The organism is Candidatus Pelagibacter sp. (assembly GCF_052049675.1).
In the GTDB taxonomy this organism is placed as follows: Bacteria; Pseudomonadota; Alphaproteobacteria; order Pelagibacterales; family Pelagibacteraceae; genus Pelagibacter.
The window spans coordinates 640,597-665,011 of record NZ_JBNGZM010000001.1 but is presented as its reverse complement, the minus strand read 5'-3'; the positions used below and the strand labels follow the sequence as shown (position 1 = coordinate 665,011).

General features: G+C 30.9%; 26 protein-coding genes. 14 read left to right on the top strand and 12 right to left on the bottom strand.

The features are described from left to right. Nucleotides 1-101: 101 nt before the first annotated feature. From ACTT9L_RS03710 to ACTT9L_RS03695, 4 genes are read left to right on the top strand one after another with little or no spacing between them, the layout of a single operon-like run. Nucleotides 102-1,358 carry a sarcosine oxidase subunit beta family protein gene (locus ACTT9L_RS03710; RefSeq protein ID WP_440927994.1) on the top strand — a complete coding sequence of 419 codons (1,257 nt, stop codon included), beginning with the start codon at nucleotides 102-104 and terminating at the stop codon, nucleotides 1,356-1,358. Then, entirely contained in the window at nucleotides 1,359-1,628 is a 270-nt protein-coding gene (locus tag ACTT9L_RS03705) for a sarcosine oxidase subunit delta (RefSeq protein WP_023854156.1), read from the top strand. Continuing rightward, a complete protein-coding gene (locus ACTT9L_RS03700) occupies nucleotides 1,628-4,624 on the top strand; it encodes a sarcosine oxidase subunit alpha family protein (protein WP_440927993.1) in 2,997 nt (998 codons plus the stop codon). Before ACTT9L_RS03705 ends, ACTT9L_RS03700 begins: the two co-directional genes overlap by 1 nt. Continuing rightward, nucleotides 4,621-5,208 carry a sarcosine oxidase gene (locus ACTT9L_RS03695; protein WP_440927992.1) on the top strand — a complete coding sequence of 196 codons (588 nt, stop codon included), beginning with the start codon at nucleotides 4,621-4,623 and terminating at the stop codon, nucleotides 5,206-5,208. Before ACTT9L_RS03700 ends, ACTT9L_RS03695 begins: the two co-directional genes overlap by 4 nt. Before the next feature lie 10 nt (nucleotides 5,209-5,218). Here the strand turns inward: ACTT9L_RS03695 and ACTT9L_RS03690 are convergent, their stop codons facing one another. Continuing rightward, nucleotides 5,219-6,067: a DMT family transporter gene (locus tag ACTT9L_RS03690; protein ID WP_440927991.1), complete on the bottom strand. Its 849-nt coding sequence runs from the start codon at nucleotides 6,065-6,067 to the stop codon at nucleotides 5,219-5,221. Between the two features lie 103 nt (nucleotides 6,068-6,170). On the opposite strand from ACTT9L_RS03690, the gene ACTT9L_RS03685 reads away from it, so the two are divergent. Further along, nucleotides 6,171-6,557, top strand: coding sequence for a hypothetical protein (locus tag ACTT9L_RS03685; RefSeq protein WP_440927990.1), 387 nt, complete (start codon nucleotides 6,171-6,173; stop codon nucleotides 6,555-6,557). On the opposite strand, the gene ACTT9L_RS03680 is transcribed toward ACTT9L_RS03685, so the two are convergent. The 6 genes from ACTT9L_RS03680 to purE all read right to left on the bottom strand — a co-directional run bounded on the left by ACTT9L_RS03680 (nucleotide 6,547) and on the right by purE (nucleotide 10,210). Next, entirely contained in the window at nucleotides 6,547-6,987 is a 441-nt protein-coding gene (locus ACTT9L_RS03680; protein ID WP_440927989.1) for a hypothetical protein, read from the bottom strand. The two genes, ACTT9L_RS03685 and ACTT9L_RS03680, sit on opposite strands and share 11 nt — an antisense overlap. 3 nt (nucleotides 6,988-6,990) lie before the next feature. Beyond that, a complete protein-coding gene (locus ACTT9L_RS03675) occupies nucleotides 6,991-7,737 on the bottom strand; it encodes an aspartate/glutamate racemase family protein (protein ID WP_440927988.1) in 747 nt (248 codons plus the stop codon). Between the two features lie 141 nt (nucleotides 7,738-7,878). Beyond that, entirely contained in the window at nucleotides 7,879-8,085 is a 207-nt protein-coding gene (locus ACTT9L_RS03670; RefSeq protein ID WP_008545539.1) for a cold-shock protein, read from the bottom strand. A 117-nt stretch (nucleotides 8,086-8,202) separates the two neighbouring features. Further along, nucleotides 8,203-8,670, bottom strand: a complete 468-nt coding sequence (locus tag ACTT9L_RS03665; protein WP_440907635.1) for a GNAT family N-acetyltransferase — start codon at nucleotides 8,668-8,670, stop codon at nucleotides 8,203-8,205. Next, on the bottom strand, nucleotides 8,671-9,717 hold the full coding sequence (locus tag ACTT9L_RS03660) for a 5-(carboxyamino)imidazole ribonucleotide synthase (RefSeq protein ID WP_440907636.1): 1,047 nt from the start codon (nucleotides 9,715-9,717) through the stop codon (nucleotides 8,671-8,673). It lies immediately after the preceding gene. Nucleotide 9,718: 1 nt separating this feature from the next. Further along, nucleotides 9,719-10,210, bottom strand: coding sequence for a 5-(carboxyamino)imidazole ribonucleotide mutase (purE, locus tag ACTT9L_RS03655; RefSeq protein ID WP_440927987.1), 492 nt, complete (start codon nucleotides 10,208-10,210; stop codon nucleotides 9,719-9,721). Nucleotides 10,211-10,304: 94 nt separating this feature from the next. Between purE and ACTT9L_RS03650 the strand changes: the two genes are divergently transcribed. From ACTT9L_RS03650 to ACTT9L_RS03635, 4 genes are read left to right on the top strand one after another with little or no spacing between them, the layout of a single operon-like run. Further along, nucleotides 10,305-11,270: a membrane dipeptidase gene (locus ACTT9L_RS03650; protein WP_440907638.1), complete on the top strand. Its 966-nt coding sequence runs from the start codon at nucleotides 10,305-10,307 to the stop codon at nucleotides 11,268-11,270. 2 nt (nucleotides 11,271-11,272) lie between these two features. Next, nucleotides 11,273-12,934: a hypothetical protein gene (locus ACTT9L_RS03645; RefSeq protein WP_440927986.1), complete on the top strand. Its 1,662-nt coding sequence runs from the start codon at nucleotides 11,273-11,275 to the stop codon at nucleotides 12,932-12,934. A 2-nt stretch (nucleotides 12,935-12,936) separates the two neighbouring features. Further along, complete coding sequence (locus ACTT9L_RS03640; RefSeq protein ID WP_440927985.1) at nucleotides 12,937-13,548, top strand: DUF3726 domain-containing protein; 612 nt, start codon at nucleotides 12,937-12,939, stop codon at nucleotides 13,546-13,548. Then, nucleotides 13,541-13,708 carry a hypothetical protein gene (locus ACTT9L_RS03635; RefSeq protein WP_440907641.1) on the top strand — a complete coding sequence of 56 codons (168 nt, stop codon included), beginning with the start codon at nucleotides 13,541-13,543 and terminating at the stop codon, nucleotides 13,706-13,708. Before ACTT9L_RS03640 ends, ACTT9L_RS03635 begins: the two co-directional genes overlap by 8 nt. Here ACTT9L_RS03635 and ACTT9L_RS03630 read toward each other — a convergent pair. From ACTT9L_RS03630 to ACTT9L_RS03610, 5 genes are all read right to left on the bottom strand, one after another. Next, a complete protein-coding gene (locus ACTT9L_RS03630; protein ID WP_440927984.1) occupies nucleotides 13,705-14,250 on the bottom strand; it encodes a hypothetical protein in 546 nt (181 codons plus the stop codon). The genes ACTT9L_RS03635 and ACTT9L_RS03630 overlap by 4 nt on opposite strands. Nucleotides 14,251-14,405: 155 nt before the next feature. Further along, entirely contained in the window at nucleotides 14,406-15,764 is a 1,359-nt protein-coding gene (locus ACTT9L_RS03625; protein ID WP_440927983.1) for an aminomethyl transferase family protein, read from the bottom strand. Beyond that, nucleotides 15,757-16,485: a methylenetetrahydrofolate reductase gene (locus ACTT9L_RS03620; RefSeq protein ID WP_440927982.1), complete on the bottom strand. Its 729-nt coding sequence runs from the start codon at nucleotides 16,483-16,485 to the stop codon at nucleotides 15,757-15,759. The genes ACTT9L_RS03625 and ACTT9L_RS03620 overlap by 8 nt, the downstream gene beginning before the upstream one ends. Before the next feature lie 56 nt (nucleotides 16,486-16,541). Beyond that, on the bottom strand, nucleotides 16,542-17,429 hold the full coding sequence (locus ACTT9L_RS03615; protein WP_440927981.1) for an ABC transporter permease: 888 nt from the start codon (nucleotides 17,427-17,429) through the stop codon (nucleotides 16,542-16,544). Between the two features lie 59 nt (nucleotides 17,430-17,488). Next, nucleotides 17,489-18,499 (bottom strand): glycine betaine ABC transporter substrate-binding protein, encoded by a 1,011-nt coding sequence (locus tag ACTT9L_RS03610; protein WP_440927980.1) that lies wholly within the window; start codon nucleotides 18,497-18,499, stop codon nucleotides 17,489-17,491. 270 nt (nucleotides 18,500-18,769) lie between these two features. On the opposite strand from ACTT9L_RS03610, the gene ACTT9L_RS03605 reads away from it, so the two are divergent. Genes ACTT9L_RS03605 through ACTT9L_RS03585 form a run of 5 tightly spaced genes read left to right on the top strand, consistent with a single transcriptional unit; the run spans nucleotide 18,770 to nucleotide 24,413 of the window. Next, the gene (locus ACTT9L_RS03605) at nucleotides 18,770-19,957 is read left to right on the top strand and encodes an aromatic ring-hydroxylating oxygenase subunit alpha (RefSeq protein WP_440927979.1); all 1,188 of its coding nucleotides are present in this window, start codon (nucleotides 18,770-18,772) and stop codon (nucleotides 19,955-19,957) included. A gap of 11 nt (nucleotides 19,958-19,968) precedes the next feature. Then, nucleotides 19,969-21,009 (top strand): homocysteine S-methyltransferase family protein, encoded by a 1,041-nt coding sequence (locus ACTT9L_RS03600; protein ID WP_440927978.1) that lies wholly within the window; start codon nucleotides 19,969-19,971, stop codon nucleotides 21,007-21,009. Beyond that, nucleotides 21,009-23,414, top strand: a complete 2,406-nt coding sequence (locus ACTT9L_RS03595) for a GcvT family protein (RefSeq protein WP_440927977.1) — start codon at nucleotides 21,009-21,011, stop codon at nucleotides 23,412-23,414. Before ACTT9L_RS03600 ends, ACTT9L_RS03595 begins: the two co-directional genes overlap by 1 nt. Next, entirely contained in the window at nucleotides 23,414-24,049 is a 636-nt protein-coding gene (locus ACTT9L_RS03590) for a class I SAM-dependent DNA methyltransferase (protein ID WP_440927976.1), read from the top strand. Before ACTT9L_RS03595 ends, ACTT9L_RS03590 begins: the two co-directional genes overlap by 1 nt. Beyond that, nucleotides 24,042-24,413 (top strand): SET domain-containing protein-lysine N-methyltransferase, encoded by a 372-nt coding sequence (locus tag ACTT9L_RS03585; RefSeq protein ID WP_440927975.1) that lies wholly within the window; start codon nucleotides 24,042-24,044, stop codon nucleotides 24,411-24,413. The genes ACTT9L_RS03590 and ACTT9L_RS03585 overlap by 8 nt, the downstream gene beginning before the upstream one ends. Nucleotides 24,414-24,415 lie beyond the last annotated feature (2 nt).

Genomic DNA, 24,415 nt, shown 5'->3' with positions numbered 1-24,415 from the left:
TCTGTGACTTCTTATCCTTTTTTGAGATATTTGGAAACTTCTAAAAAATATATATAAAAAAAATAAGCACTATTTAAAATGATTGTTATAAAATTATACAAATGCAAAAATATTCTATATTTAATTTGGTTAAAAACGCTTTCTCAAACCACGAAAATTGGGATCTGGCCTGGAAAGATCCAACACCTAAAGAAGAATACGATGTAGTGATTATTGGTGGTGGAGGTCATGGTCTTGCTACTGCATATTACCTCGCTAAAGAACACAATATTACAAAAGTTGCAATTATAGAAAAAGGATGGATCGGTGGTGGAAACGTTGGACGTAACACTACAATTATTAGATCTAATTATATGCATGATGAAAATGGTTTGTTTAGCGAGTTTGGAATGGATTTATGGAGAAAGATGAGTCAGGATTTAAACTACAACGTAATGTTTTCTCCAAGAGGAATTATTAATCTCGCTCATTCAGATGCTCAAATGAATGCTTATGCACGAAGAGGAAATTCTATGAGATTAAATGGAATAGACGCAGTTCTTTTAAACAGAGAGCAAGTCAGAGAAATTATTCCAATGGCCGATTTTTCTGACAACGTAAGATTTCCAATTTTTGGTGGTTTGATGCAACCAAGTGCAGGAACAGCAAGACATGATGCTGTTGCTTGGGGTTATGCAAGACAAGCAGACTCTATGGGTGTAGATATAATTCAAAATTGTGAGGTAATAGGTTTCGATGTTTCAGCAGGAAAAATAAATGGCATCAGGACTTCACGTGGAAATATCAAAGCAAAAAAAGTTGGTTTATGTGTTGCTGGAAGTACAAATATACTAGCTGAAAAATTAAATATGACTTTACCAATTGAAACTCACCTTCTTCAAGCATGTGTTTCTGAACCAGTAAAACCGGTTTTAGATAATGTAGTTACGTTTGGTGCTGGACACTTTTATGTAAGTCAATCAGATAAAGGTGAGATGGTTATGGGTGGTGATCTTGATGGTTATAACAGTTATGCTCAAAGAGGAAATTTACCAACATTACAACATGTATTAACCGAAGGAATAGCAATGATGCCGTTTTTAAGTAAATTAAAAATGCTTAGAACGTGGGGTGGTATTATGGATATGTCGATGGATGGCTCACCAATTATTGATAAAACACACATTGAAGGATTGTATTTAAATTGTGGATGGTGTTATGGAGGATTTAAAGCTACTCCTGCATCAGGATGGACATTTGCTCATACAATTGCTCAAGATAGAGTCCATGAATTGAACGCTGGTTATAGTTTAAATAGATTTAGTACAGGTCATCTTATTGATGAAAAGGGACTTGGAACTAAAACTTGGATATCTTAAATGCTTTATATAAATTGCCCACATTGTGGAATGAGATCTCAAAATGAATTTTCATATGGTGGAGATGCGAGTGTTAAAAGACCGGAACTTAATAAAGAAGTTTCTGATCAAGAATGGGATAATTTTGTTTACAATAGAAAAAGTTTAAGAGGAAAACATTTAGAGTTATGGCAGCATATTTCTGGATGTAGACAATGGATAAAGGTTGAGAGAGATACTGCAACCCATGAAATTTTTAGAACTTTTAAAGCCGATGAGGAAGTTGCTTAATGACACAAGCTTTTAGAATTGATAATGGAGGATTAGTAAATAGGAAAAAAAAATTATCCTTCAAATTTAATGGCAAAACATATTTTGGTTATGAAGGGGATACATTAGCCTCAGCTTTATTAGCTAATGGAGTTCATTTAGTTGGAAGAAGTTTTAAGTACCATAGACCAAGAGGCTTCTTTGGTGCTGGAGTTGATGAACCATATGCAATAGTTCAACTATATAGAAATGGTGAAACAGAGCCTAATATTAAAGCAACAGAGCAGGAACTATTTGAAGGTTTAGAAGCAAAAAGTGTAAATTGTTGGCCAAGTGTTAATTTTGACATAGGTGCAATCAATAATTTTATGAGAATTTTTTTACCAGCAGGTTTTTATTACAAAACTTTTATGTGGCCAAAAAGTTTTTGGTATCGAATTTATGAGCCTTTCATTAGAAAAGCAGCTGGTTTAGGCGTAGCTTCAACTAAACATGATAAAGAAAGGTATGAACATAAGTACGAATATTGTGATTTGTTAATTGCAGGCTCAGGACCTTCGGGATTAGCTGGTGCATATGCAGCAGCAAAAAATGGAGCTAAAGTAATTTTAGCTGAAGACAAACCAAGATTTGGTGGATCTTTATTAACTAGTGATGTCAATATTGGCAATCAATCAGGAAAAGATTGGGCTGATGGCATAATTACAGAACTTAAAACAATGCCCAATGTTGTTGTAAAAAATAGATCTCAAATTTTTGGGTACTATGATCACAACATGCTTGTGATGTCAGAAAAAGTTAGTGATCATTTACCATCAACTAAAAAATATCACCCTAACAAAAGGTTATGGTACATTCGAGCAAAAGAAGTTTTGATTTCCTCAGGATCAATTGAAAGACCAATAGTTTTTGGAAATAATGATACACCAGGGGTAATGCTTTCTTCAGCTGCTAAAGAATATTTAAAAGTATATGGTGTTTTGGTTGGAAGAAAACCATTAGTATTTACAAATAACGATAGTGGATACGAAACAGCAATAGAATTTAAAAAACATGGAGTAGACCCAGTTGTTTTAGACTCAAGAAAAAATCCTGAGTCAGAAATAATTGATGAGGCAAAAAATTTAGGAATTAATATTAAAAATTCACATGTTGTTGTTGCAGCACAAGGATACAAAAAAGTAAAATCGGCAGATATTGCAAGTATTTCTGAAGACAAAAAACAACTTGGTAAAATAGAAAATATACAATGTGATTGTATTTGCGTTTCAGGTTTTTGGACACCAACTATTCATTTAGCCTCACAATCAGGAAATAAAACAAAGTTTAAAGAAGAAATTGATGCATTTGTTCCAGGAAAATCAAAACAAAATGAAATTACTTTAGGTGCAGCTAATGGAGTATTTTCACTAGAGGAAACTTTAAAAACGTCATTTACAGCAGGAAGTGAATTATCAAAAAAAATTACTGATAACGATAATAAGATAGCTATTCCAAATGTTGTTGAAAAGAAATCTTCTCAGCATGATAAGTTTTGGTGTGTTCCATTACCAAAAGGTAAAAATTATAAAAGATTTTTAGATTTTCAAAACGATGTAGCGGTGTCAGATGTAGAAATAGCTTTAAGAGAAGGGTATCGATCAATTGAACACGTTAAAAGATATACCACTCTAGGAATGGCAACAGACCAAGGAAAAACAAGTAATTTAAATGGATTACAATTAGTATCCGAAATTGAAAACAAAGTTGTTCCTGCAGTGGGCCATACGACTTTTAGGCCTCCATATACTCCTGTTTCTATTGGAGCAATAGTAGGAAGAGAGGTTGGAAAACATTCAAAACCAACAAGAAAATCTCCAATGCATTCATGGCATGAAAAAAATAATGCAGTCTTTGTTGATGCAGGTGTTTGGTTAAGACCCAGGTATTATAGGAGAGGAAATGAAAATTTATTTGAGGGATCAAAAAGAGAAGCAAAAAATGTAAGAACAAATGTAGGTGTTTGCGATGTAACTACATTAGGTAAAATAGATATTAAAGGACCAGATGCAGCCGAGTTATTAAATAGAGTTTATACCAATGCATGGTTGAAGCTACCAGTTGGTAAAGCTAGATATGGTGTAATGTTAAGAGAAGATGGAATTGTAATGGATGACGGAACAACTACAAGAATTTCTGAAAATCATTATCATATGACTACGACAACAGCTCAGGCAGCAAACGTTCTTTCGCATTTAGAATATTATTTGCAACTTGTTTGGACTGAATTAAATGTGAATGTAGTTTCAACTACAGAACAGTGGGCTGGAGCAGCTATCGCTGGACCTAAATCTCGAGATTTATTACAAAAATTATTTCCAAACTCTGATGTATCAAATGAAGGCTTACCTTTTATGGGCTATATGGAGGGAGATTTATTTGGTGTAAAAGCAAGAATATATAGAATTTCGTTTTCAGGCGAGCTTGCTTATGAAGTAAATGTTGAGTCTGATTATGGAAATTTTATGTGGGAAAAAATAATTGAAGTTGGTGAAGAATTTAATATTCAACCATATGGAACTGAAGCATTATCAACTCTTAGAATTGAAATGGGACATGTTGCAGGATCAGAACTTGATGGTAGAACAATTCCATTCGACAATGCCTTAGAAGGTCTTGTTAGTAAAAAGAAAGATTTTATTGGAAAAAGATCATTACAAAGATCTGCATTTATAGCTGAAGATAGACAAAGAATAGTAGGCGTAGTTCCATTAGATAAACAAACAAGTATACCAGAAGGCTCTCACTTAGTTAAAGATGATAAAGCATCGTTACCAAATCCAAAATTAGGTCATATCTCTGCATCTTGTTGGAGTGTTGAATATGATAATCCTTTTTCTTTAGCAATTTTGAAAGATGGAAAAAATATGATTGGTCAGAAGCTTTTTGCGATGTCACCACTTAAAAACAAAGTAATACCAGTTGAGATAGTTTCATCACATTATGTAGATCCAAAAGGTGAAAGAGTTAGATCATGAAATTAATTTCAGCTTTATCAAATGTTCATACAAAAGGTCAATTCGGAGATTTTGAGGGTAAAAATGAAAATGATTTACTTAAAATATCTGAAATCAAAAATTTATTAATTGTTCAAATAGTTCAGTACAAAAATTCTTCACTTTCATTTGAGGATATTGATATTGATGGTTTAAAATTAAAAAATGAACCTTTAACTGTAGTATTTAATGAAAATACAAGGATTATTTGGAATGGACCAAAAAATTGGCTTTTAGTTTCAATTAAAAAAGATTTAATAAAAAATGTAGTAGATAATTTTAAAGATACAGATTTTGCTATAACAGATTTATCTCATTCTAGAGCTATTATTGAAATCGAAGGAAATGATTCGATAGAAGTTTTGAAAAAAGGATGTCCTTTTAATTTTAATACATTAGATAAAAATAATTCAATAAACTCAACTTATAATGGAATAGCTTTTACAGTAGATAAGTTGGGTGATAATCCAAATAAAGTAAGGTTATTTGCTTTGAGAAGTTTTGGAGAATCTTTATATCATTCTATCACGGACGCATCTCTAGAGTTTGGCTTTGAAACTTTATAAACTTAAATTTTCAATCTCTTGTTGCAATATAAACACCTATAGAAGTAATTAGAAATCCAATTAAATCTAAACTAGTTAAACTTTCATTTAAGAAAAGCCATGCCATAAAAGCAGAAGTTGCCGGAATTAAAAAAAATATAGAAACAGTTTTGCTTGCTGAATTATTTTTAATTAAAAACATTAATATTGTAAATGCCCCAAAGGATACCAAGAATATTTGATGGCTCATTGCAATAATAAATGTTTGTGAGAATTCAATATATGGATCAACAAACAAAAGAATTATTAATAAATGAAACAAACACCCACCAATAGCTTGATTCATATTACTCACAGACAACGGTAAGTTGTTACTTAATTTTTTTTGCCATAAAGTTGAAAATGTAATTGCTAATAAAGCTATTATTGTTGCGATCAATCCTGTTGCTGGTATTTTGGAACCAACATCAAAACCCAATACAAGTCCTGCACCAGCAAATCCTAACAAAACACCTATCCATTGTTTTGTAGATACTTTCTCATTTAAAATTGGACTACTTAATGCGTTTGTGAGAACTGGTTGAAGTGTTACAATTAATGCTGCAATTGCTGTAGGCATACCTATTGAAATTGAGTAAAAGACACCACCAAGATAAAAACCATGAAATAATACACCACTAAAAAAAGACTCAAAAAAGTTTCTTTTGCTTACTAGAATTTTTTGTTTTGAATAAATAGAAAATAAAAAAAAACCTAAAGCAACCAAAGCAAATCTAAAAGCCAGAGCCGAAAATGGATCACTATTGTCTATGATAGGTTTGGTTGTTATGAAAGCGGAAGACCATAGAAGTATAAATATGAAAGGAAATATTTTAATCATCTTGTTTAATAAACAAATAAATCAAATAAAATCAAACAAATCGGTACCTATAATGAACAAATTAGAAGTGGAAATGAAATACCAAATCACTTAAGGTTCGACCATGAAGTTTAAATTGTTTAGAATTTTAACAGTTATACTGTCTTTCTTCTTATTGACAGGCTTTGTGCCCATTCTTTCATTTGTTGGTCCAGGTGTAACTGCTCTTACTTCAGGTAATATCTATAAAGCTAGTGCACAATTTATAGTTAATCAAAGTATAGAAAAAGAAACTGGAAAGAATTCTTTAGCTTTAATTAAAGAAACGTTGATCGAAGAAACAGATATAAAAATAAAAAAAAATTCATTTGATGAAGATTTAAGACAATTAGTCGAAACAAGAATTAAAATGACTAGACAAAAATTAGATAATCAAGATTTACAAAAATTGCTTAAAAAACGAATAGAGGTTACTAGATCAATACTCAATATAGATAATACTACTCAATAATATTTAGATATATCAAGTTTTCTTGTTTAGTTTCTTTACACCACATTTCATAGCTTTCACAAACCCTCCACAAGTGATCAAAAGCTCTTTGTGAAATTTCTAGTGGAAAATGACTCTTTGTATAATAAAGCTTTGGTATCTTCATTAAAAATTTTACCATAGAATCTTTTTGTATTTCTAAAAGTCTTAAAGTTTCTTGATTTATTTCTTTTTTAGTTATTTGGTCAATAAATTTATTATTCTTGAGTTCTAAAAACCATTTATCATGAAATTCTCCAGAACTTAGAATGTCATATTCTTTAGTAGTCATAAATATTTCAAAAGCTTGTATATTATTGATTTCAGGATTTTGTTTTTTAATTTCCATTATATTTGAATAAACAAATTCAGCAGCTCTCAGCACATATGGCTTTTCACTCTTGCTAGACATAAACTAATTTTTGTGCTTAACCATAGCTGAATGAGCCAAAATTAAGTTAGGATCTAAGAAAACTTTTGAGGATTTAACATTTTTAAATGATTTAAATGCAAAAATCGCAATAGGTAGTTCTGTACAACCTAAAATGATTTTTTTACATTTCATTTTAATTAAGGAATTAATTGCAGGTTTAATTGCTTTTGCTGCAGCCTTTACATTGCCCATTTTAACTAATTTGATTGCTTTATTAACTGACAATTTTTGTATTTTTTGAGATGGCTCTATTAATTGATAATCTTTTTCAAAAAATTTTTTATAAACTCCAGTTTTAAGAGTACCCTCAGTTGCTAAGAGACCAACTTTGGAGTTTTTTTTACATTTTTTTTTTGTAAATTTGAAAACTTCTTTTGGCATATTGATTATTGGAATATTAATTTTATTTTGTAAATCATCAAACCAATAATGAGCTGTATTACAAGGTATAACTATAAATTTACATTTATTCTTTTCGAGAAGTTTACAACCTTTAAGCAAACTCTTTAAAACTTTATCATATCTAGCTCTACTTGATTTATTTGTAGATTTGTTTGAAAGATTTTTAGTTTGAGAGCCGATAGATTCAGGTCTGCCAGGGATATTTGACTTATTATAAAGTATGAACAATGGATACTCTTGATCAATTTTTCCTCTATTTAAAACTGCAAGTTTGTTACAAAAATCAAGACCAGCTTGAGTTCCCATTCCACCTAAAATTCCAATCATAATTTTGATTAATTTATTAATTTTTTATTTTAAATCCATAATTAATAATTGTGTTTAAAGATTGTTATTAAATTAAGGTATTGGCTGAATAATAAATTTTTTAAAGTTAAATAAATTTTTCAGCCAATAGGAAGTGTGAAATTATGCAGTTTTTAAGTTAACTGCTGAAGGACCTTTAGGACCATCTTCAACATCGAAAGTCAAAGCTTGACCCTCATCTAAACCGTTCATACCAGCATCTCTTACTGCTGAAACATGTACAAACACATCTTTTTCTTTATCTTCTCTTTCAATAAAACCAAAACCTTTGGTTGGATTGAACCACTTTACTTTACCTTGTAGACTCATATTTATCTTCTTACTTTTTGTTATGTTTAATAATTACTTATAATTAAGTAATATTGGCTTTCTTTAGATTTTATTGGGTTTTGTCAACAAAATAGATGAACAATTAAAAATAATTTTTTAAATATCGTCAATTATCATAGTTAAATAAACAGAATTGATGTCTACCTTATAGTGTGCAAAAGGTTCGCATACTGTGAAACCAGTTTTTTTGAATAGTTTTCTTGCTGGTATAAAAAAATCACCTGCTCCTGTTTCAATACTTAATCTTTTTATTTTAAGATTTTTAGCTTCATTAATTAAATGATTAATTACATTAATCCCTTGCCCTTGATTTCTAAAATTGTCGTGAATTCTGATCGACTTAAATTCCCCATGTTCTTTATCTAAAAATTTTAAAGCACCGCAACCGATTAGTTTTTCATCATCCCACAAACTCCAAAATTTAATTGATGGTACTTTTAAACCTGGAATATCTAGTACATGAGCACTTCCCTCTGGTGAAGCAGCTCTAAGCTCAACAAAATGTTTAGTTAGAAGCTCATTAACTTCTGGATTATCAAAATTGCCTTCTATTGATTTTAACATTTATACTAAAGTTGTGATATGACCCATTTTTCTTTTTTCTTTTATATCTTTTTTTAAATAATCAAAGAAAAATTCATTTTCGTTAAACTTTTGTATATTTCTATAATGAGTAATTTGATTGCCAAGCAAATTCATCATTTTAGCATTAGATATTTTTTTCAAAGGGATTTGTTCTAAACCACATACAGCTCTAATATGATTTTCAAATTGACTCACATTAAAAGCATTTATTGTTAGATGTCCTGAATTATGTACTCTTGGAGCAATCTCATTAACATAAAGATTATCATTTCTATCAATAAAAAATTCTACACACATAGTTCCAACATATTTTAGTTCTTCAGCAATTAACATTGCCCAATCTTTAGATTGACTTAAAATTTTTTCATTAATTTCTGCAGGTATTTTTGAATATTTTAAAATTTGATCTTCATGAGTGTTTTCTATTGGTTCATATATCTCGTATTTATTATTACTAAATCTTGTAATAATAATTGAAATTTCTTTTTTTAATTTTACAAGTTTTTCAAGAATATATCCTTTTGAAAAATCAATATTTAATGAATCAAGTTCATTAACTGATTTTATTGGATATTGACCTTTACCGTCATATCCTAGTGTTGTAGTTTTGAGGATACCTGGTAAAAAATCCTCTAAAGCATCTATGTCAGATTTTTTTTCTATTGAAACATATCTAGTTGTTCTAATATTTAATTTATTAACAAAATCTTTTTCAGCCAATCGATGTTGAATTAATCTGTTAACTGAAGGCTTTGGCATAACAGGTTTAAATTTATTTATTTCATTTAATGTTTCAAATGGGATGTTTTCAAATTCATAAGTTACCAAATCAACTTGATTTATAAATTCTGATATTTTCTCTTTATTATCATAATCTCCAGTAACAAACTGATTGCAAAAATTTTGTGCTGGTGCATCTACGTCATCACAAAAAATAACAGTTTTAATATTTAATTTTTTAGCAGCTATTGTAAGCATACTTCCGAGTTGACCACCCCCAATGATACCAAGAGTAATTTCTGACATTTTATTTTGGAGATTTCTTTACAGATTTAGCTTGTGATGTTCTAAAATTTTTAAGTTTTTTTCGAACATTTGAATTATTATTAGCAATTATTGCTGCTGCTAATAAAGCAGCATTAATAGCGCCGTCCTCTCCTATAGCAAGCGTTCCTACAGGAATTCCTTTAGGCATTTGTGCAATTGATAACAAACTATCCAAACCTTTAAGTTTTTTACTTTCAACAGGAACACCAAGTACTGGAACATGTGTAAGTGCTGATACCATACCTGGAAGATGAGCAGATCCTCCAGCACCCGCAATAATTACTCCTATATTATTTTGCTCAACTTTTGCAGCATATTCATACATTCTTTGTGGTGTTCTATGAGCAGATATAATTTTTGTTTCAAATGAAACTCCAATTTTTTTTAAGGTTTTTTCGGCTAGTTTCATTACTTTAAAGTCAGATTGACTTCCCATTATGATTGAAACTTTTAATTTATTATTTTTTTTCATGAAAATTGATCAATCTGTTTATTTCAAAATTAACTTAAAATTTCAATAAAATTAATAGTATTTAAAATACATATTGATTAGAGTTAAGCATACTATGAATTATAAAATCGATAATCTTCAATATTGTAATTGGTCTAGGAAAGTCTTTGAGATCAATAGATCTGCCGGATTAGATGCTGTCCATGTTACCATTGTCTACCATGAAGATTTTGATGAATTACAACTCGAAATAAAAAAATGGGAAAAATTATTTCATGAAAATTCTGATTTAATTTTCCTTGGTAAGAATTTTCAAGATATTGATAAAGCTAACAAAGAAAATAAAACTGCAATATTTTTTGGTTTTCAAAACTGTTCACCAATTGAAGACGATATAAATCTTGTTGAAAAGGTTCATGAATTAGGATGTCGATTTATGCAGTTGACGTATAACAATCAATCTTTACTTGCAACAGGTTGTTATGAAAAAGTAGATAGTGGAGTTACAAATTTTGGACGTGAGGTTATAAGAGAGATGAATAGACTTGGTCTTGTGGTTGATATGTCACATTCTGCAGAAAAAAGTACTATAGATGCAATTGAGTTTAGCGAAAAACCAATTGCAATTACTCATGCCAATCCTTCTTTTTGGCATCCAGCTAAAAGAAACAAATCCTCAGATTTATTAAAAATTTTAAGTGATAGTGGTGGTATGTTGGGTTTGTCATTGTATCCTCATCACTTAAAAGATAACACAAATTGTACTTTAGATAGTTTTTGTGAAATGGTTGCAAAAACAGCTGAAATAATGGATGTAAAAAAAATAGGAATAGGATCAGATCTTTGTTTAGATCATCCTGATACTGTTGTTGAATGGATGAGAAACGGCTCTTGGTCTAAAAGTAAAAATTATGGTGAAGGTTCAAAAAATAAACCAGGTTTTCCTAAACAACCTGAATGGTTTCTTGATGCAAGAGGGTTCTCAAATATTGAAAAAGGTCTAAAAAAAGTAGGTTTTTCAGATACCGAGACACATGGAATACTTGGAAATAACTGGTACAATTTTTATAAAACTATTTAATTATGAAAGTTGAATTAAGAGACCCGAATAAGATAATGAAATTATCTAGGCTAGGATCTTTTCATCAATCAAAATTATCTTTTTTAAGAAGTTTTCTTAATGAATTTAAAGAGTGGGAGTATAAAAGAGATTTATTTAATTTAAATGAAAATGGTTTTGGAGAAGCTGTTTATTCATTTAAAAAAAATAAAAGAGTTTATTCTTTAATTTGTTTTGCAAATGAAATCAAAGATGAAGAAAGATCAGACAGAGTTATTGCAACAAAATGGGATGCAGCTTTTACATTACATGATGGAGTTCCTACAAAAAAAGACATTGAAAGATTAAAAAATGAAGTTCCAAAACAAGAAGTTGGCAGACTTTCTTATAAAGAATTAACCTTATCGAGAGCAAACAAATCATTAAGAATTTATAATCATGTAGTTGAAAGTTTGAGCAAAGGTAAGCAGCCAGATTTAAACTTATTATCAAAAGTAGGCTATTTATATAGGACTACAGCAGTATATGGCTCAGGCAAATTTGGTCTTGCAGATCGATTCAGAATTAAAAATCGTGAAGAAATTAATGGTCCATTCAGATTAGAAATGATGTTAGTTTATTTGGTAAGACAATTCACTTTTGATCAAGTTAATCATGTTGCTTATCATAAAAATCCAAAAACAGCTGTTAAGCTAGATGATAATATTTGTAAAAACTTGGGAATAGGTAATTCCACAGGCTTGGGTATGGCTCCATTTATAGTCAATCACCCAACTCTATTAAATAATTGGATTTTAAGTAGAGAAAAAGCACTTAAGAAAATTAGAGAAATTAAAGATGTAGAAAGTCAAGATAGCGATTTGTTTATAGATTGTGTAAAAAAATCATTAAAAAATATTACAAGCTGGAATACTGATAGCGAATATCAGCAAAAAAAAATTTCTTCATTATTAAAGGATGTTGAAAAATTCTTAAATTTTATAGATAAAGATTTTAATTTTAAGAGCGAATATCCTTTTAACAAAATCTATCAATGGTTAGAGGATAATACTTGTGAGGAATGTATTGAATACATAGTTTCAATAATGATGGAACCTTATAATTATATTATAAATCCTTTGGTAAAAGAAATGAGTTCAGATGAAGAAAAATATTTTAATATTCCAACTTATAGAAAAGTTGATGAATTGAGGAATATCATTGAAGCAAAGTATCCTAATATTCTAGATATTAATTTTGAAGAAAAAGAAAATAATAAAAACTTTTGGTTTATTTCAAAAAATAAAGAAGAACCTAGATTGGCGGATCGTTTTGAAGAACATGGATCAGAATTAGAACAACCTTTAGCAATAGCAAGAGATATAAAAAAACTTTATGACAAATTATTAGTCTCAAAAAATAGTTTAACTATTGCTGAGTTTTTAACATCAAATTCTGAGTTAAGACATGTTGTAAGAAGAGCGTTCATTGTAGAAAAATTTCCTTATTCAGAAATACAAGATAATACAATTGGTAAAGATTTAATGCCAATTGATATGCTAAGACTAAAATTATCTTTTTTTGGGGCATTAAAATTTGACCCGCGATCTGACAAATGGTTAAGAATTTGTATGTTCCAAGGTGCTCCACTTCCAAATGAGTTAAAAAGTTATGACGAGCAGTGGGTATATAAAACCAATATTTAATAATGAAATCACTGAGTGAAATTGAAACAACTGTTAAAAGAGCTTCAAAGGCAGCAGGATATTCTTGGGGAGTTTCTGAGGAAACAGGAAAAAGTATAAAGTTGTTAGAGCTATTTAGTTTACCGGGTATTAAGCACCTTAATGAATATTTTAATGAAAAAAACAAAAGTAAATTTGAAAATTTAAATTTAATTAGTGAAAATAACTCTTCATCAAAAAATCCTTACTGTCCAATCACTTTAGGTGTTAGTTTTTTAGATCAAATAAATATTTTAGAAAATTTAAAAAAAATTGAATTCAAAAATGTTGCTTATCCAATAATTTTTATTTCCTTTATAAGTCGTTCATCAGAAATTATTGGAAAAAAAATTTATGTAAAAATGGATGAAAAAAAAATTTTACTAAATTTAAATGTAAATATTAGTTCAAATTTTATTGAAAAAGAATTTCCAAAATTAGTGAATACAATTGAGGTAAATCTACTTGAAAATGAAGACAACTTTACAGACGATGAATGGAATAATTTATACAAGTTATCTGAAAAAACTTTTGTTGAAGAAAGTGACAGGTTAAAAGAAGGTGCAGCAGGTGCTGGTTTGACTGATAATGACTGATAAAATTGATGAAAAATATATTAATACAGATACTGAAGAATTAAACAATATTTGTGATGAATGCAAAGAGGAAGACGAAAGTGTCACTCAAAATTTAATTCTTACTGGGTTTAAATTATGTAAATCTTGTAGAGTATCTAAGACTATTTTTCCGCTTTAACTAATTTGACTAACTGGAAGCATATTCATTCTACTCATCACAAATGAGATAGATAAAAATGCAATTATTAAAAATGATAAAAGTACAATCCCAAAAGATTTAAAATTAGATTTTAAACTCAATATTTGTTTAGTTGAAATTATTAAACCTGCAAAAATCCAAAATTGGGTAAGAAAAATTATTGGTATCATTAAATCTGGTGTGACCGCAAAAAATCTTAATAAACCAGGGGCATGTGCAAATCCAACAGCTGTTAAAACTTTTTTGAATGAAACTTTAGTTTGCTTATCAGGAAATAATTTAACTCCAATTACAAAAATAAATATCGCCCATATTAGCCAAGTAATTATTGCAGTTAGACCAGACATTGCTATAGCTGTTTTAATAATGTTGTTAGCTGCTACTGCGCCAGCAATACCATCTAAGATCATTATAATCCCAGCAAAGTATATTGATGCCTCTCCAAAATTTTTATTATCTGAATAAAGAGTTTTGTCTAATTTAATTGACTTAAAAATTATATTTAAAAATTCAGCAAACATTAATTTTTTTTATTTTTATTTTTTTGAGCCTTATAAGAAACAATTAATGGAAATATTATTAAAGCAATAGCAATGATAATGCAAACTGCTATTAAAAAACTTTTGGTCATGAGAATTGAAAAGGGGAGCTGAAATTAGCTCCCCCATAGTAAATTTTAGCCTTTTACAACTTCTCTTGTATTTGCGTTGAAAGACTCTTTGAATGGAATATCCACAACCACAGCATCTACAGGTGTTCCTGGAGTATCAGAGTATTTTTCTGGAAGATGTACTTTAAACTTAGTTCCAATTTTATTTTTTGGAAATCCATTAGGGTTTAAAGTTCCATCAAACGGAACGTATCCCATAGCAATATTGGTTTTCTTCTCAGGATGCCACCATGGTGAAGTAAGAAATCCAACTGGTTCTCCACCACTTTCTGGTGATACCAGCCAAAAATCAGGCGCATAATCGTCAATTGGTTTACCGCCTAACTCCATTCCAACTAATTGAAGTTTATAGGGTTTTTTTCCAGCTTTTATATCTGCTCCCATTTTTTCTAAAGCAGCTTTACCAACATAATCGGATTTTTTATTCCATTCACCTTTGCCAGATAATGAAACTTGATAACCTAAATTACATTGAAACGGATTATGTTGTTGATCCATATCTTGTCCCCAAGAGAGAATACCTGCTTGTATTCTTCTATGGTGTGCAGGTGCAATAACCATCAAGTTATGTTTTTTTCCTGCATCTAATACTGCATTCCACATATCTTCGGCATATAAAGTTGCATTTCTTAAGTATATCTCATAACCAGCTTCTCCTGAAAAACCAGATTGAGAAATTATACAACTTCTTCCACCAACGGTTGCTTCTGCTAATCCATAGAAAGGCATATTATCAAAATCAACTTGGTCACCACAAAGGTCTTGCATTAAAGCTTTTGATTTAGGACCTTGAATTTGTACTGGACATGCATCTATTTCCTCAATTGTACAATTAAATTTTCCATCTGCATTTACACCTTGTAAATACATTCCAATATCAGAGTCTGATAACGAAAACCAAAATTCATCTTTTGAAATTCTTAAAAGAATTGGATCGTTTAAAACTCCTCCGTAAGCATTACATAATATTACATATCTTGCTCTCATAGGAGAAATTTTTGTTGCATCTCTAGTTATAACGTAGTCAGTAAATTTTTCTGCATCTGGACCTTTAACTCTTATTTGTCTTTCAACAGCTACATTCCACATTGTAACATGGTTTACGATTGCATCGTACTCAACCATTGCTCCACCATCTTCAGGTTTTACATAACCTCTTGGATGATAAATTCGATTGTACACAGTTGCTCTCCAACAACCTGCCTGCATTGATAAATGCCAATAAGGTGACTTTCTTACCCTTGTTGAAATTAATAATTCAACTTTTGTTGGCCCACTCTGTCTTAAATTGTATGGTACTTCTCTATCTGATTGATCAACAGAAGTAACATGTTGTACTTTAGTATAGTCAAATTCTTTAGACATAACTATTCTCCTTCAACCACTTGTTAGTTTCCTTCAAGCCGCCGAATGTATAAATGTGGAAGTTATCAGTATGCGATTTAACTTTCCCAATTAAATCATTAGGGTCTTTAGGTTTCAATAAATCTAATGCCTTAGTAAAATTAGATTTAAGAAAGTTAATGGAATTTTTTGCCCCTACAATATTAGCAAATTTAATTAAGCTAGATATTTTTAAAGGTCCAGTAATTCCCACATGCACTGGTACGCTTTGCTTAGAAATAAAATCTATAATAGGCTGAGGATCTAGCAACCATTGAGTAACGATGTAGTCAGCATAAGGCTTTTTATCTATCATAGCTTTTTCTAAATCTGAATCGGATATATCAGGACTCCCCTCTGGATGTCCAGCAATTCCTATTTTCATTTTTTCAAAATAACCTGTCTCTAAAAGTTGAAATGAACTATCAAATTTACCTGCAGGTTCTCTTCCACCTCCAATAATCAAGGCTTGCTTTACCCCTCCATCTTTGCATCTAGAAACATAATCTTTAACTTCTTTTTCATCATGCATTGATCTAGCAGGAAAATGAGGTACAGGGTTAAATCCTTTTTTTACAAGCTCAACTGCTTTATCAGCAGTCTCTCTGTAATCACCTCCAGGTAGCATTGTAATATATATGTCTGACAACGCTGGAACTGTATCTACCTCAGTTTTAGGACCTATTTCCAATGAAAAATTCATAATGAAATCTTTATTTATTTTGAGATATGAGTCTAGAAAATTCGATTGAGACTAATTTACTTTTTTAGCTGACCTCTGTGCTTTTGAATTCTTTGTCCGTACTGCTGAGTAACTCTATCAAAGATAATCGCTAGAGCTACAATTGCCAAACCATTCATCATTCCAAGTGCTAAATATTGGTTTGAAATAGCTTGTAAAATTGGCACTCCTAAACCTTTTACACCTATCATAGACGCTATTACTACCATCGCTAAAGCCATCATAATTGTTTGATTAATTCCAGCAAAAATTGTTGGTAGTGAAAGTGGGATTTGAACTGATCTTAATTTTTGCATTGGTGTTGCTCCAAAAGCTTCACTAGCCTCAAGGGTTTCTTTATCAACTTCTCGAATTCCAAGGTTGGTTAATCTTACAATTGGAGGTAATGCATAAATACATACCGCAAGTAGCCCTGGAACTTTACCAATACCAAGAAGCATAATTATTGGAATTAAATACACAAAGCTTGGAATTGTTTGCATCATATCTAAAATAGGCAAAATCGCTTTTTCCGTTCTTGCTGATTTTGACATTAAAACTCCGATTGGAATTCCTACAACTATGCAAACTAAAGTGGAAACAGAAATAATCGCTACTGTTGCCATGCAATTTTTCCACATACCGAAATAACCAATTACGATAAAGCAAACAACTGTTCCAATAACTAGCTTGATACTTCTAGATCCTATCCATGCAAGTAATGCAAAAACTCCAATAACTATAGGCCATGGACTGCTTACTAATAATTTTTCTAACCAAATTAAAAAATATAAAAGTGGATCAAAAAAACCTTCTATCGCATCACCATAAGCTCTCGAAAACTCTTTAAAACTAAAATCAATACTTTTCTTCAACTCCCTTAAAGCTGTTCTATCCATTACAGGGATTTTGCTAAAGAATTCCATAAATCTTTTTTAATTTAATCGAACCCGTTTGAAAACGGGTTCGATAATTTTATTTTTAATTAAAGACCTGCTTTAATTTTTTTAGCAGCTGATTTTGTAACCCATTTAGACCACACTTCTTCTTGTGTTTTTATGAATTCAATTGCAGCGTCCGCACCTTCAGCTTGGTTTTCTCCCATCCAAACTAACATTCCATTCATTACTGGACCTGGGTAAGTTCTTTTTTCTAAATAACTCATACCTTCTTTTCCAGCAGTTTTTTTGAAATTATCAGTAGCTACAGAATAAACTTCAGATTTTACCCATGAAGATTTCAATGGATTCGCACATTCTTGCTCTGGCTTTGATAAACAGTTATCCCAATTATCTTTTCCTGCATATTCACCCATATCTACTGCTTGCATATTATATTTTCCAATAATAGCTGTTGGAGACCAATAATAACCAAACCAGTTTTCACCTCTTTCAGCTGCTTTAGCTATAGAGCCATCTAATCCTGCAGCAGAACCTGTTTCAACTATCATCCATCCTTTAGCTTCCATTTCCCAAGCTCTAAAATGATTTCTGTTACTTAGTTCACAGTTCCATCCTGGAGGGCAAATATGAAATCCACCTTTTGAAGGGTCTTCAGGATGTGGAAATAGATCAGGTCTTTCTAAAATTGCATCCGCAGTTGTCAATTCTGGATGTTTTTCTAAAGTTGCAGGTAATACCCACCAACCTTCACCTAAACCAGTTATTGGAGCTTTGTTGATTGAATGCAATTTTCCTTCAGCAACCGCAGCTTCTAATTCTACTTTAGCAGCATTTGCCCAAAACTCAGGTGCAATATCTGGCTCACCTTTTTCTTGCATAGATGTAAATGTAGGCATTGTTGCACCAGGCACCAATTCTACTGTACATCCATAACCTTTTTCTAATATGATCTTATCAACCTCAGCCATAAAGTTTGCTGAAGCCCAGTTCATATTAGCAATCGTTATATTTCCACAAGCTGCATTGGCAACATTTCCAAAAGAAGTAAGACCAAACACAACAGCTAGTGAAAGAAGTATTCTTTTAATTTTCATTATATCTCCCACATTTGTTTCATTTAAAACTTAAATTGAACATATTGAGGATAATAAAGCAAATTTTATTCAACTATTGGTTGAAGTTAAATTGTCTTTATCTGCCCTAAATTTTTGTTTAAGGTTTCTAAATGACCTTTTCTGCAAATTTTTTTTTCAAAGAATTTGTTTATATTTTAAATTGTAAAACTGTTTTTCAACAAATCATAATTAGAGAAAGATAATTTTAAGCCTCGATTAATTTTTTAATTAATTAAAAAAAGGAGGTTTATGAATTTAAATAAAAAATTATCAGACATCTTAGATCTTAATAAAATTGAAGTTGTTAAAAATCCCATAGAGAAAGCTCATGGATTACCGAATGAATGTTATTTGAATAATGATTATTTAGAGTTTGAAAAAGAAAAAATATTTAAAAATAATTGGACGATGATCGGGGTTGCAAGTTCAGTGCCAAACCCAGGTGATGTAAAACCTTTTAATCTTTTAGGTATACCAATATTAATAGTTAGAAACAAAGAGAAAGAAGTAAAAGTTTTTCATAATGTTTGTAGTCATAGAGGTTTCAAATTAGTTGATCAGGAATGTAAATTAAAAAATGTAATTAGATGCCCTTATCATTCTTGGTCATATGATTTTAATGGAAAATTAACTGTTACTCCACATATAGGAGGACTAGGAAAACATGAGGTTGAAGGGTTTGATAAAAACAATAGTAACTTAAAAGAAATTAAATCAAATATTTGGATGGATTTAATTTTCATCAATATAAATTCTAACGCAAAACCATTTAAAGATTTCATTAAACCTCTAGAGAATAGATGGTCTAAGTTTATTGCTAAAAAAGATCAAAAATTAATTAGACATTCGACTGATAACGGATATTTTAATATGACAGTAAATAGTAATTGGAAATTTGCAATTGAGAATTATTGTGAAAGCTATCATTTACCATGGATACATCCAGAGCTAAATAAAGTTTCAAATATTTCTGACCACTATCATATTGAGGATGAGAATTTTAATTTTTCAGGACAAGGAAGTAATAAATATTCACAACAGTTTGATGGAAACATTAAATTTAAATGCTTCCCCAACTGGCCAACTGAACTTTCTGAAAAATCTGAATATGTATCATTATATCCAAACGTAATGTTGGGAATACATATTGATCATTTTTATGCATTTTGGTTAGAGCCAATTTCTAACAATCAAACAAAAGAACATTTCGAATTATATTATGTTGGAGATGAAAGTGCATCTAGTAATGATTTTAAAGATATAAGAGAAAAAAATTTTGTATTTTGGCAAAAAGTTATGAATGAGGATGTAACTGCAATAGAGGGAATGCAAAACGGACGAAATTCCCCAGCTTACAATGGTGGAAATTTTTCACCTGTAATGGATACTCCTACTTTGATGTTTCATAAGTGGGTTGCAACTAACTTAACAAAATGAGAGGTTAAATAATGAAAAAAGATCTTATTACTAGATTAAATGAAGGCCCAATAATGTGTGCTGAAGGCTATCTTTTTGCAATGGAAAGAAGAGGTTACCTTTCAGCAGGTCCATTTGTTCCAGAAGTAGTTTTAGAACATCCAGAGGTAGTAACTCAGTTACACAGAGAATTTATCAGAGCAGGTTCAGATGTTGTTCAAGCATTTACTTATTACGGTCATAGAGAAAAGCTTAGAATAATTGGCAAAGAACATTTACTAGAACCTATGCAAAAAAATGCACTTAAAATTGCAAAGGATGCTGCTGCAGAGTTCAAAGATTTAGATTTGATGGTTTGTGGAGATGTAGCAAATACAAATGTATTTGATCCTAGTGACTCAAATACTCATAAACAGTGTCAACAAATGTATGAAGAACAAGTAGCTTGGGCAAAAGAAGCTGGTGTTGACTTTGTTATTGCTGAAACAATTAGTTGGACAGACGAAATGAAAATTGCATTAAAAGCAATTAAAGATGCAGGACTTATTGCAGTTTGTAATTTTGCAATTCCTAGAGGGGATAAAACTAGAGAAGGTGACAGTGCTGAGGATGCATGTAAGATGATGGAAGAATTAGGCGCTGATGTAGTTGGATTAAATTGTTACAGAGGACCTGAGATGACAATGAAACTTTTAAACAAAGTTAGAGATAAAGTTTCATGCCACGTATCAGGACTTCCTGTTCCTTACAGAACTACTGAAGAAGAACCTGGTTTCTTGAATATCACTGATCATGGATGTGACTGTATTCCAGGTGGAAATGCATTTCCAGTTGCTTTAGATAATTTATTTTGTAACAGATTTGAGATGGCAGAATTTGCAAAAAATTGTATAAAAAATAAAATAAATTTTATTGGTATATGTTGTGGCGCTGAAGCTCACCACGTTAGAGAAATGTCTGTTGCGATTGGTAAAAAACCAATTTCAATGAAATACATGCCTGATATGAGCAAACATTTTCATCATGGTACTGATAAATCTTTGAAAAAAGTAAATAAGGAAATTAAATATTAATGGAAAAGCATGCCAAAGTAGTAATCATAGGTGGAGGAGTAGTTGGGTGTTCTATACTTTATCATCTATCTAAATTTGGATTAAAGGATTGTATTTTACTTGAGAGAAATGAATTAACATCAGGTTCTTCGTGGCATGCTGCAGGTAATGTTCATGTAATTTCATCTGATCCTAATATTTCCCGGATGATGGCTTACACAATAGGTTTATATAAAGATATTGAAAAAGAGTCTGGTCACTCAACTGGATTTAAACCTAGTGGGGGTTTTTATTTAGCATCAAATGAAGTTTGGGCCGATTATTTAAAGAGGGAAAGATCAAAAGCAAGATACATGGGGCTTGACCAAGAATTCATTTCTTTAAAGGAGGTAAGAAAGAAACATCCATTAATTGATCCATCTAGATATTTATTAGCATTATGGGATCCTATTGATGGTGAAGTTGATCCATCAGGAGTTACGTATGCTTTTGCAAAAGCTGCAAAAGTTCATGGTGGAAAATATTACACTCACACTGTTGTTAAAGATACGAAACAAAAAAAAGATGGATCGTGGGAAGTATTTACTGACAAAGGAAACATCAATGCTGAAATAGTAATTAATGCGGGTGGTTTATGGGCAAGAGAAGTTGGCCAACTAGCTGGGATCAATCTTCCAGTACAACCAATGGAGCATCATTATTTAATCACTGAACCTATTCCAGAAATTGAAGCAATGGGTGATCAAAGATTGCCTATAGGAACAGATTTTGAAGGAAATATTTACTTTAGACAAGAAGGAAAGGGAATGTTGCTTGGAACCTATGAGCCAAAATCAACACCTTGGAAAGTAGAAGGTACACCAATGAATTTTGGTCATGAGTTACTTGAGCCAAAGTTAGATAATATTGAAGATAGACTGGCAATTGGTTTTGAAAGAATGCCAGCCTTAGAGCGTGCTGGTATAAAAAATATAGTTAATGGACCTTTTACTTTTGGTCCAGATGGAAGTCCTCTCATTGGCCCAGTACCGGGAATGAAAAATTATTGGGTTGCAGTTGGAGTTATGGCTGGATTTTGTCAAGGTGGTGGTGTTGGAAAATGTATTGCTGAATGGATTATTGATGGAGAACCTTCTATTGATGTTTGGGCAATGGATGTTGCTAGATTTGGAGATTACGCTTCACCTCAATATGGAACAATCAAATCTTCAGAAAATTATGAACGAAGATTTATTATGACATTCCCAAATGAAACTTTACCAAAGGGAAGAAAACAAAAAACTACTGCACTTTATGACCGGTTTATAAATCAAGGCGCTGTAATGGGGGATAGTTTTGGATTGGAAAATGTTTTGTGGTTTGCAAATAATAAAGAAGATGCTCATGAGGAACCAACAATAAAAAGGTCAAGATCACACGACTATGTTTCAAAAGAAGTTATTAATGTAAGAGAAAATGTTGGTTTAATTGAAGTTGCAAATTTTTCAAAGCATGAGTTCAAAGGTCCTGATGCTAGAAAATTTTTAGATCACATCATGGCTGGACGACTTCCAAAACCAGGAAGAATATCTTTATCTCCAATGCTGTCGTATAGAGGAAAATTATGTGGCGATCTAACTGTTGCTTGTCTAGATGAGAATGAATTCATGGTATTTGGATCTGGAGCTGCTCAGGAAATGCATAGACGTTGGTTTGACAGTCATTTAGGAAAATTTAATTTAATTTACTCTAACAGATCTGATGAGTATCATGGATTGTCTATCGCAGGACCTAATTCAAGGAAAGTTTTAGAAAAAATTGTAAGAGACGATGTTTCAAATGAAAAATTTAAATTTAGAGACTCTAGAAGAATGTTTGTTGGGGGAGTTCCAGCAATAATAAATAGAATTTCATTTACTGGTGAACTTGGATACGAAATTTATGTAGCACCTCACTATCAATTAAAACTTTATGAAGAATTAATGGAAGCTGGAAAAGAATTTAATATTAAACCATTTGGAGGAAGAGCATTAATGTCAATGAGGTTAGAGAAAAATTGGGGAGCTTGGACTTTAGATTATAGACCAGATTTTACTGCAAAAGAAACAGGCTTAGACACCTTTATTAATTGGGATAAAGATTTTATTGGTAAAGAAAGTGCACAAAAGCAAAATTCTTCAAATAAACTTATACCATTAATTGTTGAAACAAATGATATTGATGTAACAAATAATGAAGCCGTTATGAATGGAGATCAGAGCGTTGGATATGTAACCTCAGGTGGGTTCGCTCATTTTGTAAACAAAAGTGTAGCGTTTACTTTTGTTGATCAAAAAAAAATTAAATCTGAAAATAAGATTCAAGTAGAGATAAATGGAGATTTATTTAATTGTTCAGTTATTAAAGAACCACTTTATGATCCAAGTGGTCAAAAAATGAGAAGCTAATGGCTCAAAAAGACGTAGGAAACAAAATTCCGATTTATAAACTTAAAACCACAGATGAAGTTATGAGATACTACGATGAGTGGGGAGACAAAGATAAATACAATAAAGATATGGTTGATTGGAATTATTCAGGACCAAAAGAAACTGCAGAAACATTTAATGCGCACGAGAAGAATAAAGATATTTTAATATTTGATGCCGGATGTGGCACTGGTTTAGTTGGTATAGAGCTAAAAAAATACGGTTTTAAAAATTTTCACGGAGCAGACTTATCACAAACTTTATTAGATTCTGTTCCAAATAATCTTTATCAAAAATTAACAAAAGTTGATCTTAATAAAACAATTGATGCAAAAGATAATTCATATGATGCTGTTATGTGTGTAGGAACATTTACTTTTGGACATGTAAAACCAAATGCTTTAGATGAGTTTGTAAGAATTACAAAATCAGGTGGGTTAATTTGTTTTACTATTAACGAAGGTATTCATGAGGAATACGGGTTTGATAAAAAAATCATAAGTTTAAACCAAAATAATAAATGGAAAGAAATAGAGTTTTTCAAATCAGACTATATTGCTAGTAAAGATGTAAACGCTTGGCTAGGTTTATACAGGGTTACAAAAAATGTATAGACCTCTTCCCGTAAATCTTACGATAAAAGAATCTAAAATTGATGGCTTGGGATTATTTTCCAAAACTAAAATTGAAAAAAATTCTTTTATAGGGATTACACATGTGAAAAACATTGATTTCCAAGACAACTATATAAGAACACCTATTGGTGGTTTCTATAATCACTCAAAAAATCCAAATGTTATTAAATTATCATCAGATACACTTCCAAAATATGACTTTGGTCAGAATATTGAAAAGAACATTAAAGAGACACCGGAAGATAAAAATAATAATAATTTAAAGTACTTTTATTTAGTTTCATTAAGAGACATTGAACCTGGTGAAGAAATTTTAGCAAAATATACATTTTATGAATTTTGATA